The following is a 19393-nucleotide window of genomic DNA, read 5'->3' as shown; positions in this document are numbered from 1 at the left end:
ACCAACTTTTATAATCACTTTTCCATATTGTTATCTTTAGTTCAACCTCACAAAGTAAAAAGACACTTCCAAGAAATATCGGAAGTGTCTTTTTGCTCAATAAATTAACGTTTTTCTGATGTTAATTCAATACTATAATAATCTCTAGTATCTTCATAGTTCCAAGTAAATGATTTCACGCGGTCATTAACTGGCATGATTTCGTTACGATATAAGGTTGGAATAACTGGTGCTTGTTCAAACATATATTCTTGCCATGCATCATATGCTTCTTTACGTTTTGTATCGTCAAATGAAGCTTTTGAATCGATTGCTTTTAACAATTTATCATTTTCTTCTGAAGCAAAACGAGAGTAGTTGAATGCTGCGTTACGTCCATATAAACCTGCTGGAGATGGTGCACTATTTACACTCCACGCCGCTTGGAATACATCGATTTCTGGATCATCATTTTTTACTTTATCGTAGAACGCTTGGAAGTCAATTAGACGCCCAGTGGCTAACTTAACATCCAAACCAATTTCTTTCCATTGTTGTAGATAGTAATCAGCTAAAGGTTGAGCTGTTTCGCCACCTGCCATTGAAGCAAAGTTGATCGTTAATTTTTCACCCTTAGGATTTTCTCTAAGTCCATCGCCGTCTGTATCTTTATAACCAGCATCATCTAAAATTTTCTTCGCTTTATCCAGGTCATATTGATATCCTTTTACATCTGTATCATGCAAAGTTTTAAAAATCGGTGGAATCAAAGTTGTTGCACCAGTACGTAAACCGTTATAGAATTTTTGACCAATTGCGTCGTTATCCATTGCGTAACCCATTGCTTGACGTAATTTTACATCAGCCATTTTTGCATCTGGGTTCATAACAGATTCGCCTTTTTCTTTGTCATATGTTCCTAATTTAAAGCCAATATATGTGTACGCTAATTCTTCGCGACCTAACATTTGATAGCCTTCTGAGTCTTTATATGTTGGGAAGTTATCTGTTGGCATTGAGTAAACTAAGTCATATTTTTTCGCTTTTACAGCTTCAACGATAGATGCTGTTGGTACATTTGTAAATACAATTTTATCTAGTTTAGGTTTTCCTTGGTAGTAGTGTTCATTTGGTAAATATTCCACTGATTCACCAGTTACAATTTTACTCATATAGTATGGTCCAAATGTCACTGGATTTTTGCGAACTGCATCACTTTTTTCTTGATCTTTGATTGGGATATCTTTAAAGATATGTTTAGGCATTGCATTTGTGTATACACCACCACTTAATTGCAACATTCCTGGATTCATTTCCTTATACGTAACTTCGATCGTTTGATCATCTATTTTTTTAATACCAGAAATAGTATCTGCTTTTCCTTCATGGTATTCTTCCATTCCTACAACGTTGATAAAGTCATCATCATAACGAATTCCAGTATACTCTTTATTTCCAATTACTTCATAAGGATAAATCAAATCATCCGCAGTCACTGGTTCTCCGTCAGACCATTTCACATCTTTTTTGAGTGTAATTGTCGCCTTTTTGTTATCAACATCTAAATCTAATTTAGCAACCCCGTCATCTGTAATCACGAAATCTTCATCATATGAGAACAAGCCTTCATGAGATGGACGCATATAATAATTGTCATACGCATCTTGGTAATAGACTTCTGAAAACAATCCTTTAAACTGAGTATCTGACGCAACTGCAACTTCCAAAGTCCCGCCTTTGATTGCCTCTTTGTCATTTTTGACCTTCATAGTAAATTTGCTGATATCCTCAGTCTCTACATTCTTGTTTCCTGAATCCGACTTCTTACCTCCACCGCAAGCGGCTAATGTTACAGCCACCACTGCTGTCAATGTAATTAAACCCAAAAGTTTTTTGCTCTTCACACTACTTCCTCCTCTTCTCAACCTAAACGCTGTCTAGCATCTGCTGAACGTTTAAACGCTTGGCCAATATAATTTATACATAACATCATGACTAAAATCAGTACTGATGCAGGTACCCAGATCCATGTTTTATTTGCTAAAACATCGCCATTACTGGCGTATCCGATCAATGTTCCAAGACTCGGTACATTTGTCGGCAAACCAAAACCTAAGAACGTCAGTGTTGTTTCGATCCCAATATTTGCCGCAAAGTTGATCGTTAAGTTGGTGATGATCAATGAACTTAGATTCGGCATGATTTCACGAAACATAATTTTAAAATCACTTGTTCCTAACGTTTTTGAAGCACTGACATAATCTCTGCGAACCTCAGATAACGTTTTACTTCTAAATAGCCGCGCTTTAGCGACCCAGTAAAAAGCACTCATGATTCCCACAAAAGACCAAACATTATAATTAGGAATGATCGTAACAAACACAATGATGATCATCATAATCGGTAAGATCATGATAAAGTCAACCACACGCATCACTGCATTATCAAACATTCCACCATAATAACCTGAAACAATACCGATACCTACACCGATGATCGAAGTCAAAATAGTGATGGCAAACCCAATCACAACAGAATTACGGGCACCAATAATCAGTTGCCCCAATACATCACGTCCGCCTTCATCAGCACCTAGTATAAAGTTCCCACCAGGCTCGGCATATTTATCTAAAATACTAACGGTCATTACTTTGTCTTGATCGGTCAATAAAGCACCGATAAAAACAACCAATAAAATGGCTACTAACAACACTAGTGAGAAAATCGCTAATTTATCTTTTTTGAATTCTCTTGCGATCATTCTAAATCCCATTGGAGGGATCGTTTCTGGTACAGCAACTGCTGCATTTTCTTTATTTTTATCCATCTCGTCTCTTCCTCTCCTTAAAATTGATTTTCTATTGAACCCGAATCCTTGGATCTACAAGACTCATCACAATATCTGAAATCAGATTTCCGACAAGTGTTGCAACTCCTAAAATCAATACTAAGGCTGTGATTACTGCATAATCACGTTGTCCGATCGAGTCGATAAATAATTTCCCAATACCTGGGTAACCAAAGATTTTTTCAATAACGACTGAGCCACTGATCAACGCTGTGATTTCGTAGCTTAATTGAGAAACAATTGGTAAAGAAGCATTTCTGAAAATATGTCGTGTATAAACTTTATTGGTTGGCACCCCTTTTGAGCGAGCAGTCCGAACATAATCCAATGACTGAGAATCAATGACCTCATTTCGTAAATATTGGATCGTAATCGCTGTTCCAAGAAGTGCTTGAGAGAGTGCTGGTAAGATCAAATGATAGAATCGATCCCAAATATAAGCACCTGTCCCTGGCTCGACACCACTGGAAATCGACCCCGTTGTAGGAAACCAATCTAAACGGTAACCAAAAATGAATAGCATAACGAGTGCAAAGATAAATGGCGGTACCGCAAAACTGAAGAAATTATAGATCACTACAAATTTATCTAAAATAGAATTTTGGTAGCGTCCTGATAAAACACCTAACGGTAACGCAATAGCGTACATGATTACTACGGTTACGAGTGATAGCAGAATCGTATTTACAGCACGACTGCCGATCAATGTTGATACAGGTAATTTGAAAATGAAACTCTCACCAAAATCACCGTGAAAAACGTTTATGATCCAACGAACATATTGTGTTGTCCACGGATCATTCAGCCCAGCTGACTCACGCATTTTCTCAATAACAGCTGGATCTGTATTTGGATTGATCAATCCTGTAAAGGGATCCCCTGGCATCATTTTAGCTAACATGAAAATCAAGACGCTTAAAATCAAGATTTGAGGAATCATAAAGAGTACACGCCGTAAAATCGTCTTCCACATTAGATTGCACCTCCATCTTTTAACGCTACTTGATGTGTATCACTGATTGTACGCAAGTCATACACACGACCATTTTGATCGTAATAGTCTTTTTGATTCTCAATATATTCTTTTTCTACTTGGCGACGCTGTGCTTTATGCTCTTCACGATGCGCAACGTCAATTTTAGGAATCGCTGATAATAAACGCTTGGTATAAATATGTTGTGGATCTGTATAGATATCTTGGCGCGTACCAATTTCAACAAAACGACCTTTATACATGATCGCAATATTGTCACACATATGTTTAACCACACCTAAGTCATGTGAAATAAATAAATAGCTCAACCCATATTCCTCTTGAATATTTTTCATAAAATTTAGTACTTGGGCTTGAACCGATAAATCTAAAGCTGAAACTGGTTCATCAGCAATGATCAATTTAGGATTCGTTGCTACGGCTCTAGCTACACCTAAACGCTGACGTTGTCCGCCTGAGAATTCATGAGGATATTTATACAGCGCATCTTCCGGCATCCCAACGATATCCAATAGGCCTTTGACCTTTTTCTTTTCTTCTTGGTCGCTTAATCGTTCAAAATTGCGAATCGGTTCAGCAATAATATCCAATACTCGTTTCTTTGGATTCAAGCTAGACATCGAATCTTGAAAAATCATTTGAACATCTTTATTATATTTCATCGCTTTGCGATTATGAGCTTTCGTCACATCTTGGTCTTGATATAAAATACTACCGCTAGTCACTTTCTCTAGCCCAATGATAGCTTTACCTGTGGTCGATTTCCCTGAACCAGATTCACCAACCAAACCATATGTTTTACCCTTTTCGATAATAAAATCAACGCCATCCACTGCCAGCACATGATCCGTTACTCTATTAAAGAAACCACTACGGATTGGATAATGAACTTTCAAGTCTTTGATTTGAATGATTTCTGTCATTATACTTCCTCCTGATCGTCTCTAAAATGGAAATCCTGATAACATGTACAGCGGACAAAATGGCCCTCTGACACTTCATGCAATGTTGGTTCTGCTTCATGAGCATCTTCTGAAATCCAAGGAATTCTTGGTGCAAAACGGCATCCTTCTCTTGGTAATTTACTTAATGAAGGAACGACCCCCTCGATCACATGTAACTGACTATCATCTGAATCTTCTTGCGGAATAGACTGTAAAAGCGAGCGCGTGTATGGATGTTTGGGATTATTGAATAATTCTTCAGCTGTCGCAACTTCTACAAATTGCCCAGCATACATCACTGCTACCTTATCAGCCATTTCAGCTACCACACCTAAATCATGGGTAATCAAAATGATCCCTGAACCAGTTTCTTCTTGCAAGTCTTTAAGTAAGTCCAAAATTTGTGCTTGAATCGTTACATCCAATGCTGTTGTCGGTTCATCAGCAATAATGATAGCTGGTTTACATGCAATAGCGATTGCAATGATCACACGTTGTCGCATTCCTCCAGATAACTCATGAGGATATTGCTTCCCTACTCGCTCAGGATTAGGAATACCCACTTGGGTCAAGAGCTCGATCACGCGAGCTTGTTTTTGCTCCGCATTCATATCCGTATGATAGGTCAAGCTTTCTTTGATCTGATCTTCAATACGCATCAAAGGATTTAACGCTGACAACGGATCTTGAAAGATCATGCCGATATCATTACCACGAATTTTGTTATATAATTGCTCGTTAAACGTTGTTAAATTTAAATCCTTATAAAGAATTTCTCCCGTTACACGGGTATTATTGGCATCATGGAGACCAATAATCGTTGTAGCTAATGTACTCTTCCCACAACCTGATTCCCCAACGATAGCTAAGATTTCATTTTTTCCTAATTCAAATGACACATCATCAACTGCATCATAGAACTCGTCTTTGATACGAAAACCTGTATGCAGATGTTGAACGTCTAACAATTGATTACCGTCACTCACTTTAAAACACTCCTCCATATTCGGTTAAATAACTTATCACAACAGGAAAACTTATTAAAAAAACGTCATTTTTTAATAATTATTCTTCCTCTCCTCATTGTAATCGTTTTTAATAAACCCATATTCTCATTGTACTCATATTTAAGCAATTGTATATAAAATTTGTAAAAATTGCAACATTTTGGTAATGTAAATTTTTCTAAATAAACAAAAAAGTGGAACAAAACAGGATTTGTTTTGTTTCACTTTTTTTCATTTCACCTTATAAGTTGTTCATAATATAATCTACAGCGGCACCTACTGTTTCAATTTGCTCTGCGTCTTCATCAGAAATTTCTGTACCAAACTCATCTTCAAGCTCTAAAACAAATTCCATTACACTAATCGAATCTGCATTCAAGTCATCTTTAATGTTTAATTGATCTGTCACTTTCTCAGCTTCAATATCAAAGTGGTTTGAGATAATCTTCGCTACTTTTTCAAGTACTTCTTCACGAGTCAACTGTATTCACCTCCACTGCTTTTGAAAAGCGCTCCTCACGATTGAGTTAAACGCTATGATACATTGTACTCACAATTGATCGATTTGTCCATCTTTTTTTGCAATAGCATTACAATGCGGTTGCAAACAGGTTGCGAAACGGCTTATTCTTTCGTTTCATAATAGCTGACTAATTGGGGTACAACTTCTGTTTTCAACATTGTATGAATTTGGCGGATCGTATATCGAACAGCCTCTGGACCTGTTGATCCATGGGTTTTAACGACTGGTGCTTTCAAGCCAAAAAGAACTGCTCCACCATGTTTCGAGTAATCCATTTCATCTTTCATACCGCGCAACGCATTTTTTAAAAGCAAGGCACCCATTTTTCCTTTAAACCCTTCTGCAAGGATCGATGATTTTAGAAGACCCATCATATTTAAAGCAGTACCTTCAATCGATTTCAATACAGCATTCCCTGTAAAACCATCCGTCACAACCACATCGGCTGCTCCGCTCAATAAATCCCGTGCCTCTACATTACCAATAAAATGGATGCTTTCTTCTTCTGAAAGTAGTTCAAAGGCTTTCTTCGTTAACTCACTGCCTTTTGTTTCCTCAGAACCGTTATTTAAAAGTGCTACACGAGGTTTGTTGATGTTTCTAACTTTTTCAGCATAAAAAGAACCTAATACAGCATATTGAACCAAGTGTTCAGGTTTGTTATCGGCATTTGCACCTAAATCCAACATATCAAACCCACCGTCTGGTTGACCAATCACTGGCAATGTTGACATCAATCCTGGGCGTTCTACATTTTTGATTCGTCCAACGATAAATAATCCAGCAGCTAATAACGCACCAGTGTTCCCTGCAGAAAAAATCGCATCCGCTTCCCCATTTTTTACTGCTTGCGCAGCTAATACCATTGAAGCTGTCTTCTTACGACGAATCGCTTTAACTGGCTCATCATCGCTATCGATTTTCTCATCCGTATGGATAATCGTAATGTTTGTTACATCTGTTACATATTTTTTAATTTCAGGCTCTTTTCCATAAAGTAAAAACTCAATATCTGGAAAATCCTGTTTGGCCAACATCACGCCTTCAACAATAGCCTGCGGCGCATGATCGCCACCCATTGCATCTACTGCAATCTTCATAACATAGTCCCTCCTAGGTAAATTACAATAAGTAGTATAACATATTGAAAAGCGGAACGAGCCGCTTAGACCTCGAACAAATTAGGAAAATGATGGAAAGATGCCCTTCATCTTTTCAGCATTTTGTCTATTTGTTGAGAGGTCTGGCTCGTGGAGCTGGATCATCGAAAAGCGGAATGAGTCGCTTAGCTCTGACAGAAAAATTCAGTGAAAAGCAAATTCTATTTCTCAACAATATCAATCAAAAAACTGCTGCTCGCCATCATCTGGCTTGATCTTCTCAGCAACGCCTTGATACTCCGGCAAAATCCACCACTGCTCCTTTTTCCAAATAACACTAGCTTCTTGGCGAGCAACTTCAAGAATATTAAAATCTGTCACAATATCTCCCACGGCAAATTGTGGAACACCTGATTGTCTGGCACCAAATACTTCTCCTGGCCCTCTTAATTCCAAATCTTTTTCACTTAACACGAAGCCGTTATTCGTTTCTGTCATGATTTTCATCCGTTCCACACCCATTTCATTTTTAGGGTTGGCAACTAAGATACAATAGGATGCATCCGATCCTCGTCCAACACGTCCACGAAGTTGATGCAATTGGGCCAAACCAAAACGATCAGCATCCATGATCAGCATCACCGTAGCATTAGGAACATTAACTCCAACTTCAATTACAGTTGTCGAAACTAAGAGCTGTAGATTATTTTCTTTAAACTCCTGCATGATTTCTTCTTTTTCTTGATTTTTCATTTTACCATGAAGTAAACCAACTTGATAAGTAGGATTGAAAAAAGCAGACATATGTTCAAAAATTTCTGTGGCATTTTTAACATCTAGTGCTTCAGACTCTTCAATCAGCGGACAGATTACATATGCTTGGTGCCCACGAGCCAATTCTTTTTCCATCCATTCTAAAACCGTATCTAATTGCGGCGGACGAATCCAACGAGTTTCTATAGGAATCCGACCAGCAGGCATTTCATCAATGATCGAGACATCCATCTCACCAAAAGCTGTGATAGCTAACGTTCTCGGAATCGGTGTTGCTGTCATAAATAACACATCTGGTTTCATGCCTTTTTCTCTTAGGATCCGACGTTGATTCACACCGAATCGATGCTGTTCATCTGTGATTACTAAGCCTAAGCGATGAAATAAAACGTCTTCTTGGATCAATGCGTGAGTACCAATGATAATATCGATTTCACCTGTTGCTAATTGTTCAAGGATCTCTCGACGCTCTTTGGTTTTTGTCGAGCCTGTTAGCAACGCTGTCCGTACTTCTAAGGGATCATAGAGCTGTTGTAAGCTTTCCATATGTTGTTGTGCTAAAATCTCTGTCGGCACCATCAAAGCCCCTTGAAACCCTACTGTCATCGTGGCATACAAAGCAATAGCTGCTACAACTGTTTTCCCACTTCCGACATCTCCTTGCAGTAAACGCTGCATATGATTTGGACTCATTAAATCCCGACAAATTTCATTCGTTACTTTTTTTTGGGCCGCAGTCAATTCAAATGGCAGCTTCTGGGTAAATGATTTTAGACGATCCACGTCATACTGGATGACCAAACCATTTTGTTCCGCTTTTTCTTGTCTTTTTAACCCTTGCATTTTTAATTGGAATAGGAAGAATTCTTCAAAAACTACTCGTCGTTTTGCTTGATGACTTTCTTCGGGATCACTTGGAAAGTGCATAGCAAACATCGCTTCTTTTCTTGGCATTAAACGATATTTTTCCAATAACTCTTCTGGTAGAATTTCTTGAATAAGGTCGCCATATTTTTCAAATCCTACACGAATCAACTGAATCAAACTACTTTGCCGAACTTTTTTATTTACATGATAAATCGGCGCAAAGTCTTCTCCATCATTTTTTGCGGCTAAAATTTTCATGCCGTTCAATGATTTTCGTTTTGCATCCCATTTACCATAAACTGCAATTTCTTCGGACATCACGATTTTATCTTTTAAATATGGCTGGTTAAAGAAGGAAACGTTAATCACAGCGTGATCTTGCATCATCCGAAACATCATTCGACTTTTTTTGTACCCATAGCGACTCACGACTGGCTCCGATACTACTAATCCTTTTAGAGTAACTTTTTCTTGGTCTTGAATTCCATTTAATTCTTTTTCTTGGATGTCATCATAACGAAACGGATAGTAAGACAATAAGTCTTCTATTGTCCGGATACCTAATTCTTTTAAATTCTCTGCACGTTTTGGACCAACACCTGTTAACATGCCAATGTCATCTGACAAGTTCATTGAATTCCCTCCTGACTTTAAAAGCGGACTACGCTGTTTGTTTTTTTGAACGTCTGGCTCATAAAGCTAGACAAGTATCATCTATTAAATACGAATAGTATCGCTCTTTTTTTTATTTTATATAGAAAAAGCCAAACAACTAGTGTCTGGCTTCGATAAGTCATCTATTATTCAGCTGAAAACAGGTATGGGTAAACTGGTTGTCCACCTTCATGAAGTTCTGTTTCTAGATCTTCATATTCAGCAGTCAATGCTTCTACAAATTTTTCAGCTTCTTTCATTGTACCTTCTTCACCCACAATAATCGTGACGATTTCTGTATCTTCATCGATCATGCGTTTTAGTGTGCCCAATGATGCTTTAAACATATCTGGTTCAGAAACTACGATTTTACCGTCGATCATTCCTAGATAGTCGTCTTTTTTTATTTCAACATTATCAATCGTTGTATCACGCACAGCTGTTGTTACCTGCCCGCTGACTACACTTTCGATCATTTCTGTCATCGTTTTTTTATTTTCTTCTAGTGTTTGTTGATCATTAAATGCAAGCATTGCTGTCATTCCTTGAGAGATTGTTTTTGTTGGAACAACCACTACTGGAATATCTGCTACTTCTGCTGCTTGATCAGCTGCCATGAAGATATTTTTGTTGTTAGGTAAAATAATAACTTGATCCGCATTGACTTCTTTAACAGCTTTCAAGATATCTTCAGTACTAGGATTCATTGTTTGCCCACCGCTGATGATGTAGCTTGCGCCAAGACTACGGAATAATGCTTGTACACCTTCACCTGCTGCAATTGCAATCACTGCAAATGGAACACGTGGTTTTTGAGCAACCGCTGCTTTGGCATCGTGTTCAACTAATGTTTCATGCTGTAAACGCATGTTATCGACTTTGATTTTCACTAATGAACCGAATTTTTGTCCGTAGTTCATCACTTCACCTGGATGTTCTGTATGGACGTGGACTTTAATGATTTCATCGTCATTTACAACAAGTAGAGAATCCCCTAATTCGTTTAAATAGTTTCTGAATGTTTCATAATCGAAGTCGCTGTCTACAGTTGGACCTTCACCGATTTGAACCATGATTTCTGTACAATAACCGAATTTGATATCTTCAGTTGCAACATGTCCGCTGACACCACGGTGATGTTCCGCATTAACCATTTCATCCATCTCACCAGGACTTGGCTCATAAACTTCTGTTGCTAAAAATTCACCAGACAAAGCTTCTAAGAAGCCTTCATAGATAAATAACAAACCTTGACCGCCACTGTCGACCACACCGACTTCTTTTAAGACTGGTAAAAGATCAGGCGTTTTGGCTAAAGCACGTTTAGCACCTTTCACAACGGCTTCCATCACTTCAATACAGTCATCGGTTTCTTTCGCTTTACGTTCACCAGAACGAGCAGCTTCACGGGAAACAGTCAAAATTGTTCCTTCTACTGGTTTCATTACTGCTTTATAGGCAGTCTCAACACCATGAGTAAAGGCTGCGGCTAAATCTTTTGCGTTTAGCGTCACAACATCTGGAATTTGTTTAGAAAAACCACGGAACAATTGTGATAAGATAACACCAGAATTTCCTCTAGCGCCCATCAATAATCCTTTTGAAAGAATAGTTGTTAATTCTCCGACTTTCTCAGAACGAGAATCGGCTACAGCTTTCGCTCCGCTCGTCATAGATAAGTTCATATTTGTTCCTGTATCACCATCGGGTACAGGGAAAACGTTCAATGAGTTGACATACTCTGCATTCACATGCAAACGACTCGCACCTGCCTGAACCATCTCTTGGAACTGACTTGCACTGATTTCTGTTACATTCACCTAAAAAATCCTCCTTTGAGATTCACTGCTGCATAGAAAAGCGAAACGAACCGCTTAGCCCTCGAACAAATTAGGAAAATGCAGGAAAGATGCTTTTTGTCTTTTCGGCATTTTATCTATTTGTTGAGAGGTCTGGTTCGTGGAGCTAGATCAATAAAAAGTGAAACGATCAAGTCCAGCTAAACTCTTGCTAGCAGCTGGCTACCTAGTCAGGCAACACACGAACACCTTGCACAAATACGTTGACAGAATTAGACGTCACGCCTAGTAGTGTTTCAAGGTTATATTTTACTTTTTCTTGTACATTTCTAGAAACCTCAGAAATTTTTGTTCCATAACTTACAATAGTATATACGTCGACCGCAACGCCATTTTCTTCTTGACGTACGACAACACCTTTAGAATAATTTTCTTTACGCAAAATGCCATTTAAATTATCTTTGATTTGGTTTTTACTAGCCATACCGACGATTCCGTAGATATCTGTCGCAGCACCGCCAACGACCGTGGCAATAACCTCATTGGTAATCTCAATGGTGCCTGCTGGTGTTTTGATTTTTACAGCCATTGATGAAAGCCTCCTTAAAGAGCACAATTGCCCAATTTTCTTCTATAATATTTTAACATAGCCGTACCTCAATGAAAAGGAACTTATCTAGATAATTATAGAGCGTCTCATCTATTTTGCCAATAATTGTATAATTTACATCGTTTGTGTGAAAATGTCAAACTGATTTGAAAATCTTCTTGCAAAAAACTGCTTTCTATGATAAATTAAGTTAGTATGAGCTGAAAACTATCGCTCCGAGATCAAAGCAAAGGAGGAAACTAAAAATGGCAAAAGTATGTTATTTTACTGGTCGTAAGACAAGCAGCGGCAACAACCGCTCACATGCAATGAACGCTACTAAACGTACTGTTAAACCTAACTTGCAAAAAGTTCGTGTATTAATAGACGGTAAACCTAAAAAAGTTTGGGTGTCAACTCGTGCTTTGAAATCTGGTAAAATCGAGCGTGTTTAATAGAACGTAAACAAAAAGCTGAACGGCATGCCGTTCAGCTTTTTTATTTATCGCGACTTTGGATCACCGCTATCATTCCAGTATCAAATGACACTCCAGCAGTTGCTCCCACGAACTCATTACTTGCATAAGAAGTTGGAATCTCTACATCTACATGATCCAACGTATACTTACTTTCGGTTAACGTCAGATTCTTAACTGGTGTAAAACAACAGTAAGCTAAATAATTCATACCCGTTTCTTGCTTCACGATATAGCTGCCAGGAAGATAGTAGGCAATACTATTTTGCTGGTCTTTTACCTTTATTTGACCCGCAAATGCTTGAAAACGTGGTTCCAAGGGTAACCATAAGTTAGCTAAAAAATGATCCAGGCGACCACCCGTTGCACCAATAATCGTTATTTCAGCGTTTGGAAATGATTCAACCGTCAGTGCCAAAGCCAATTGAGTATCAGTATCATCTTTTTCCGCTTGCGCTTGTACCAATTTTTGCGCTTGTTTTTGAACCCGTTCTTGCTCACCCTGCGTTAAAGAATCAAAATCTCCCACTGCTAAGTTCAATACCCAGCCATGTTCTACGATATATAAACTGCCTCGATCAATACCCACGAAATAGTCAAACTCTTTCGGGTCAAACTGCGGCCACTCATCCGGCGAACCGCCAGCCACAAGCAAAATATTCATTAATTTAACACAGCTCTCAATGCATCAATACGATCTCTTGGACTTTCTGAATCATAAATATAAGAACCTGCCACAAAGACATTGGCACCTGCTTCTTTACAAAGCTTAGCTGTTTCTGGCACAATACCGCCATCAACTTCGATATCATACGTATAGCCTTTCGTTTCTTTCCACTCTTTTAATTGAGCGATTTTATCTAATGAACTTTCAATAAACGATTGTCCACCAAATCCTGGATTGACCGTCATGATCAAGACTTGATCGACTAAATCCAGCACATATTCAATCGCTGACAACGGTGTACCTGGATTGATCACAACGCCTGCTTTCACACCTGAGGCTTTGATCATTTGAATAGCACGATGGATATGTGGTGTTGATTCTTCATGAACGGTGATAATATCGGCTCCTGCTTTAGCAAAAGCTTCAATATAGTTTTCCGGCTGAACAATCATTAAATGAACATCCAGTGGTAATTTTGTCACTGGTCGAATTGCTGAAACCACATTAGGTCCTAAGGTAATGTTCGGTACAAACTGACCATCCATCACATCCACATGAATGTAGTCTGCTCCTAGTTTTTCGACTAATTGAATATCTCTTTCTAAATTGGCAAAATCGGCACTTAAAATCGATGGTGCTAGTTTCATTAAAGTCACTCCTTATTTTTTCTTATAAATTGGTCTGCGATTTTCTATTTCTAGTAAAAACTGCAGATAATTATCATAACGTGTTTGCGCAATTGTCCCAGCTTCTACGCGTCTTTTCACTTCACAATTAGGTTCTTTGCGGTGCATGCATTCACGAAACTTGCATGATGCTGAAGCTTCTACAAATTCTGGGAACTGTTTAGGTAATTCTGTTGCTTCCATCTCTAAAAAGTCGATTGAGCTAAATCCAGGCGTATCTGCGACTAGTCCATCATACAATGGCAACAGTTCCACATGACGTGTAGTATGTTTCCCACGGCCTAATGATTCAGAAATTTCATCAGTAGCTAGCTGTAGATTGGGAGATATTTTGTTTAGTAAGGTTGATTTCCCTGCACCAGATTGCCCCATAAAAACAGTCAAACGTTCAGGAAAATACTGCTCCAAAGTCCGAACTGCTTCGTCGTCATTCGTTTTCGTTGCAGCAATTACAGGATAACCGATTTTTCCATAGACATGTTGAACAGCTGCGACACTGACCTTCTCTGTATCGTTCAGTAAATCAACTTTTGTCAAATAAATGATCGGAGCGATTCCTTTATCTTCTAATGTAACTAAAAAGCGATCCAACAAGTTATAAGAAAAATTAGGTTCGACCATGCTCATAACGACCACACCTTGATCCACATTTGCGACTGGTGGACGCACTAATTCATTATGTCTTGGAAAAACTTCAAGCAAATAACCATCTGTTGGATTATCACTTTCAAACATCACCTCATCCCCCACTAACGGTGTGATATTTCGATTCCGAAAATTCCCACGTGCTCTAGTTTGAAATGTTGCACCATCTGCATAAATGTAGTAAAAACCGCTTAATGCTTTTCTGATTTGACCTTTCAGAAATGCCACCTCCTCGTCTCTATTGGTTTCATTTTACCATAGGTTGAAGAAAAGCTAAACGCAGGGCAAGATAAATCAATATTCTTTATAAAAAAAGAGGTTGTAGCAAAAGTCGTTTAGGCTTGAGCAATTGAATTAAAAACCGCACAATGCATAAAACGCATTGTGCGGTTTTTAGTAAATTGTCGAAGCCTTCAATTCTTAGTATCTTTGATACTTGAAGATTGATGTGATCGAAATGAAATGGAGTGCCTGACTTTCCCATACCGTTTATTCGGATTTTAGGGGCTTCAACTTATTTTCTAACTATTGTTATTACCTGTTGAGTCAGTTCCGCTTGAGAAATTAACAGTAATAGAGGTGCCTTTAGCAACACTATCACCAACGCTTGGCGATACACTAATCACTTTACCTTTTGAAGCATCTCCAGATCCCTGAATATACTTCAAACCACTACTTTCTATTTGTGCCTTAGCATCTGCTTGCGAAAGATCCATAACGTTTGGAACGCTAACATTACTTGGGCCAGAACTCACTTTTAATGTAATTTTGCCATTTTTAAGATCAAAGGTCGCACCTGCACCTGGATCTTGTGAGATAACAGTTCCCTTAGGTAAGTCACTTGCTTCATCAACTCTTGAAATTTGGTTTTGTTTAATTCCTAAACTAGTCAAAGCATTGACGGCGTTATCATACGTGTAACTTTCAGCATAACTTCCTAAAACTACTGTACTTGATTCAGAACTAGTCGTTGTTGTTTTATCTGGTCCAGAACTAACAGTCAATGTGATTTTCCCTTTTTTAGGATTAAATGGATTACCCGCTGCTGGATTTTGTTCCATGACTAAATCTTTAGCCACTGTATCACTTGGTCGATCTACTCGAGTGATTTGGCTTTCTTTGATCCCGTAACTCAACAATTCCGTTACTGCATTATTATAACTATAGCCTAAGCTTGCATAGTCAGCTAAATAGATATCATCTGGTCCTTTGCTGACAACCAATGTGATTTCATCTGTTTTCGGGTCAACTTCTTCCCCTTTTTTCGGCGTCTGACTAATGACTTTGTCTTCATCTACTTTAGAATCTGTCTCTTTTACGATTTTGATTTGGCTTTCTTTAAACCCTTGTTCACCGAGTTTTTCAATAGCGTCTTTATAGCTGTCGCCTGTAACATCAGCTAACTTGATTTTTTTATTTCCAGAGCTGATATATAGCTCAACTTCACGATTTTTCTTAACCGTCGAACCTATCTCAGGATCTGTTTTGACCACTTTTCCTTCTTCAATATCGTCACTTTGTATTTGCTTTACCTCTGCTTTAACTTCCAGACCAGCATCTTCTAACATACTACGCGCTTGCGTTTCTGTTTTATCTTCAACATTTGGTACCTTGACTTCGCTGCTGCCGCGTCCTGCAAAATAGAATAATCCGCCAATAATCAACGTTAATGCTAATAAAATCATTACGATGACTATCCGTTTCTTCTTCTTTTTTTTCTTCTTTGCGGCCGCTTCCTGTTCTTCGATCTCTTCATGCTCATTCCGCTCTTCTGGAGGTGTTTCCATCGAATTGAAGGAAGAGGGCATCGCCATTTCGTCTGTGATCGGCGTTAGGATCTTGGTTTCACCCATCAATCCTGTTGGTTGCCATTTAGGTTCATTCAAACGGTTAGCAGCCAATACAGTGTATAAATCACGTGACATTTCTTCAGCCGTTTTATAGCGGTCAGCTGGGTCTTTAGCTGTTGCATGTAATACCACATTTTCCAAGGATTGAGGGATATTAGGATCAACTGTTTTAACTGAAGGCATCTCTTCTTGGAAATGTTTCAAGGCAATCGTTACAGCTGACTCTCCATCAAATGGCACGTTACCTGTTAGCATCTCATATAGGATGATCCCAACTGCATAAACATCCGACTGATTGGTCGCCATGCTGCCACGAGCTTGTTCAGGAGATAAATAATGCACAGAGCCTAGCATTGTATTGGTTTGAGTGATAGATGTTTCCGTTAGGGCAATGGCGATCCCAAAATCGGTGATCTTAACAACACCACTTTCATCCATCAAAATATTTTGTGGCTTTAAATCTCTATGAATAATTCTATGTTCGTGCGCTAGTGAAACTGCTGATAAAATTTGTTCCATGATATCAACAATTTTTGCATAAGGAATCGGGTATTGTGTTTGAATAAATCGTTTTAGATCCATCCCTTTCACATACTCCATTACTAAGTATTGTAACCCATCTTCTTCGCCTACATCATAGACACTGACGATATTTGGATGAACCAATTCGGTAGCGGCTAGGGCTTCTCTTTGAAAGCGGCGAATCGCGGCTTGATCATTTTGAAAGTCAAAACGTAACACTTTAACTGCTACGTCACGATCTAAAATCAAGTCATGTGCTAAAAACACATTTGCCATACCGCCACTGCCGATATTGCCAATAATATGATATCGACCATTCAATTTTCTGCCGATTTCGATCATTGGTTTTCCTCCTTCTGTTCGTCAAAATGGATCACTAAGACAGTGATGTTGTCCGCCCCACCTGCTTCGTTAGCAGTTGCAATCAGTGTTTCAACTTTTTCATTTAATGTTTTATCTGAAAGTAAAGTAGCCAGAATATCCTCTTCTGAAACCATGTTTGTCAGTCCATCTGAGCATAGCAAAATATAGTCATTTGGTACCCAAAGATGGTTAGCAACATCGACTTCTACCATCCGTGGCATGCCTAATGAACGTGTTAAAACATTTTTACGTGGATGATTGGCCGCCATTTCGCGAGTAATTTCGCCAGATTTTACTAGTTCATTAACTAAAGAATGGTCTTCTGTTAGTTGGCGCAATTCACCATTACGAACTAAATAAGCTCGGCTATCACCAATATTCGCCAACACAAATGATTGATCAAGTAAAACGGCGCTAACAATCGTCGTCCCCATTCCTAAATATTCTGGGCGAGACTGACCTTTTTCATAAATCATTTCATTCTCATCTTGAATTTCTTTGATCAGCCACTGGGCAGCTTTTTCTGATGTATCGATTAGACTTTCCTGCCAGCGTTCACCAAGATTATTGACTGCCATCTGGCTCGCTACATCTCCTGCCTGATGACCGCCCATTCCATCTGCTAAAATAGCTAGAGAAACTCCTGATTGGTTCTCAAATAAACCAGCATAATCCTGATTGGTATTGCGTTTCCGTCCGACATCTGATTGAAAATTGATTTCCACTATGCTTCACCTCGTTTAACAAAATTTCTGCATACAGCAAATAAAGAATCCATCCGTGCCTAATTGATGCGGGTATAGCGTGAGCATTTGCTCATGCACAGAAGGCTCTACAGCCTCGCTAACACTGACATCTATTTTTTTAAATTCTGGATGTTTTTGTAAAAATGCTGCAACAACTTCTTGATTTTCTTCTTCGGCAATCGTACATGTGCTATAGACCATTATACCGCATTGTTTTACCGTTGGGGCAACACTTTCAAGAATTTCTAATTGAATTTTAGGTAATTGATCAAAATCTTGTGCTGCTTTATTGTATTTAATATCTGGTTTACGACGCATCAACCCTAATCCAGAGCAAGGTGCATCTACTAAAATCCGATCAAAATATTCTGCTGGAAATTCTTCTCCAACTTTGCGTGCATCTAATTTTTCAGTGTCTACGACGTCTTTTACATGGAGACGATCAGCGTTTTGTTTGATCAACTTGATTTTATGATCGTGAATATCTAAAGATTTCACACGACCGCCTTGCGCTGCATCAAGGAATGTTGCGATATGTGTCGTTTTACCACCAGGCGCCGCACAAGCATCTAAAACTACATGATTTTTTTCGATTTGCATGGCTGGGGCAACAAGCATCGAGCTTTCATCTTGGATTGTCAATTTCCCTGCATCAAACAAGTAATTTCCGGCTAAAAAGCCTTTATCCGCAACCACACCATAAGGGGAAACTTGACTAGCTTGGGCTTCGATATGGTCTTCTTGTAAAACCTTCAACGCATCTTCAATGCTGATTTCACGTGTATCCACACGACCACTAACATGACTTTTTTCAAAAAGCGACAACCCTAATTTTCTTGTTTCTTCCAATCCCATTTGTTTGATTAACTTTTCCGTCAGCCATTTGGGCATGCTGATTTCTACTGATAGGCGTTCGACAGGATCTTTGATATTGTCTAAACTTGGTGCTCCTTCTCGTTGAAATGCCCGAAGTACACCGTTCACAAATTTACCGATACCAACATTGCCTCGGTGTTTCCCGATTTCAACAGCTTCATTGATGATGGCGTGATCAGGAATTTTATCTAAAAAGACTAATTGATAGATTGATAAACTCAGTAAATTTTTCACCCAACTATCGACTTTTTTAGGGTTGGTAATAAATGGCGTTAGATAATATTCTAATAACAATTTTCGGCTGATCGTGCCATACACTAGTTCTGTGAATAGGCGACTATCTTTTTCTCCTAAAGCAGACTTATTGATCATTTCGTTTAATAATAAATTTGAATAGGCACCGCCATTATCAACGCGCTCAATCGTTCTTAATGCCACATAGCGGACAGAACTTTTTACTCTTGCTGGTATTTTCTTTCCCATC

16 protein-coding genes and 1 pseudogene are annotated in these 19393 nt (G+C 38.6%); 1 reads left to right on the top strand and 16 read right to left on the bottom strand.

Annotated features, from left to right (window positions below; translation table 11 throughout):
* Window positions 1-104: 104 nt before the first annotated feature.
* The 10 genes and pseudogenes from A5819_RS07235 to A5819_RS07190 form a co-directional block, all read right to left on the bottom strand.
* Window positions 105-1883 carry an oligopeptide ABC transporter substrate-binding protein gene (locus A5819_RS07235; RefSeq protein WP_086277965.1) on the bottom strand — a complete coding sequence of 593 codons (1779 nt, stop codon included), beginning with the start codon at window positions 1881-1883 and terminating at the stop codon, window positions 105-107.
* A 17-nt stretch (window positions 1884-1900) separates the two neighbouring features.
* The gene (locus A5819_RS07230) at window positions 1901-2806 is read right to left on the bottom strand and encodes an ABC transporter permease (RefSeq protein WP_010761889.1); all 906 of its coding nucleotides are present in this window, start codon (window positions 2804-2806) and stop codon (window positions 1901-1903) included.
* Between the two features lie 31 nt (window positions 2807-2837).
* A complete protein-coding gene (gene opp4B / locus A5819_RS07225) occupies window positions 2838-3800 on the bottom strand; it encodes an oligopeptide ABC transporter permease (RefSeq protein WP_086277963.1) in 963 nt (320 codons plus the stop codon).
* Window positions 3800-4744, bottom strand: a complete 945-nt coding sequence (locus A5819_RS07220; RefSeq protein WP_086277962.1) for an ABC transporter ATP-binding protein — start codon at window positions 4742-4744, stop codon at window positions 3800-3802. Before A5819_RS07220 ends, opp4B begins: the two co-directional genes overlap by 1 nt.
* Entirely contained in the window at window positions 4744-5769 is a 1026-nt protein-coding gene (locus tag A5819_RS07215; protein ID WP_086277960.1) for an ABC transporter ATP-binding protein, read from the bottom strand. The genes A5819_RS07220 and A5819_RS07215 overlap by 1 nt, the downstream gene beginning before the upstream one ends.
* A gap of 244 nt (window positions 5770-6013) precedes the next feature.
* On the bottom strand, window positions 6014-6253 hold the full coding sequence (acpP, locus tag A5819_RS07210) for an acyl carrier protein (RefSeq protein ID WP_010761893.1): 240 nt from the start codon (window positions 6251-6253) through the stop codon (window positions 6014-6016).
* A gap of 143 nt (window positions 6254-6396) precedes the next feature.
* The gene (plsX, locus tag A5819_RS07205; RefSeq protein ID WP_086277958.1) at window positions 6397-7395 is read right to left on the bottom strand and encodes a phosphate acyltransferase PlsX; all 999 of its coding nucleotides are present in this window, start codon (window positions 7393-7395) and stop codon (window positions 6397-6399) included.
* A gap of 237 nt (window positions 7396-7632) precedes the next feature.
* Window positions 7633-9675: pseudogene (gene recG, locus A5819_RS07200) on the bottom strand (ATP-dependent DNA helicase RecG); the annotation flags it as partial.
* Window positions 9676-9836: 161 nt separating this feature from the next.
* A complete protein-coding gene (locus A5819_RS07195) occupies window positions 9837-11510 on the bottom strand; it encodes a DAK2 domain-containing protein (RefSeq protein WP_086277955.1) in 1674 nt (557 codons plus the stop codon).
* Between the two features lie 205 nt (window positions 11511-11715).
* Window positions 11716-12078 carry an Asp23/Gls24 family envelope stress response protein gene (locus A5819_RS07190; RefSeq protein ID WP_086277953.1) on the bottom strand — a complete coding sequence of 121 codons (363 nt, stop codon included), beginning with the start codon at window positions 12076-12078 and terminating at the stop codon, window positions 11716-11718.
* A 266-nt stretch (window positions 12079-12344) separates the two neighbouring features.
* On the opposite strand from A5819_RS07190, the gene rpmB reads away from it, so the two are divergent.
* Window positions 12345-12533, top strand: a complete 189-nt coding sequence (gene rpmB / locus A5819_RS07185; RefSeq protein ID WP_010761898.1) for a 50S ribosomal protein L28 — start codon at window positions 12345-12347, stop codon at window positions 12531-12533.
* A gap of 43 nt (window positions 12534-12576) precedes the next feature.
* On the opposite strand, the gene A5819_RS07180 is transcribed toward rpmB, so the two are convergent.
* The 6 genes from A5819_RS07180 to rsmB all read right to left on the bottom strand — a co-directional run bounded on the left by A5819_RS07180 (window position 12577) and on the right by rsmB (window position 19392).
* A complete protein-coding gene (locus A5819_RS07180) occupies window positions 12577-13218 on the bottom strand; it encodes a thiamine diphosphokinase (RefSeq protein WP_086277951.1) in 642 nt (213 codons plus the stop codon).
* The gene (rpe, locus tag A5819_RS07175) at window positions 13218-13868 is read right to left on the bottom strand and encodes a ribulose-phosphate 3-epimerase (RefSeq protein WP_086277949.1); all 651 of its coding nucleotides are present in this window, start codon (window positions 13866-13868) and stop codon (window positions 13218-13220) included. Before rpe ends, A5819_RS07180 begins: the two co-directional genes overlap by 1 nt.
* Before the next feature lie 12 nt (window positions 13869-13880).
* Window positions 13881-14780 carry a ribosome small subunit-dependent GTPase A gene (gene rsgA, locus A5819_RS07170; protein ID WP_086277947.1) on the bottom strand — a complete coding sequence of 300 codons (900 nt, stop codon included), beginning with the start codon at window positions 14778-14780 and terminating at the stop codon, window positions 13881-13883.
* 293 nt (window positions 14781-15073) lie between these two features.
* Window positions 15074-17266 carry a Stk1 family PASTA domain-containing Ser/Thr kinase gene (gene pknB, locus A5819_RS07165; protein ID WP_086277945.1) on the bottom strand — a complete coding sequence of 731 codons (2193 nt, stop codon included), beginning with the start codon at window positions 17264-17266 and terminating at the stop codon, window positions 15074-15076.
* A complete protein-coding gene (locus A5819_RS07160; protein WP_086277943.1) occupies window positions 17263-18012 on the bottom strand; it encodes a Stp1/IreP family PP2C-type Ser/Thr phosphatase in 750 nt (249 codons plus the stop codon). The genes pknB and A5819_RS07160 overlap by 4 nt, the downstream gene beginning before the upstream one ends.
* 15 nt (window positions 18013-18027) lie before the next feature.
* Complete coding sequence (gene rsmB, locus A5819_RS07155; protein ID WP_086277942.1) at window positions 18028-19392, bottom strand: 16S rRNA (cytosine(967)-C(5))-methyltransferase RsmB; 1365 nt, start codon at window positions 19390-19392, stop codon at window positions 18028-18030.
* Between the last annotated feature and the right edge of the window lies 1 nt (window position 19393).

The sequence above is a fragment of the Enterococcus sp. 7E2_DIV0204 genome (assembly GCF_002140855.1).
Lineage (GTDB): Bacteria > Bacillota > Bacilli > Lactobacillales > Enterococcaceae > Enterococcus_L > Enterococcus_L lemimoniae.
Note: the sequence above shows the minus strand (reverse complement) of the source record. Positions and strands in the feature narration are given on the sequence as shown.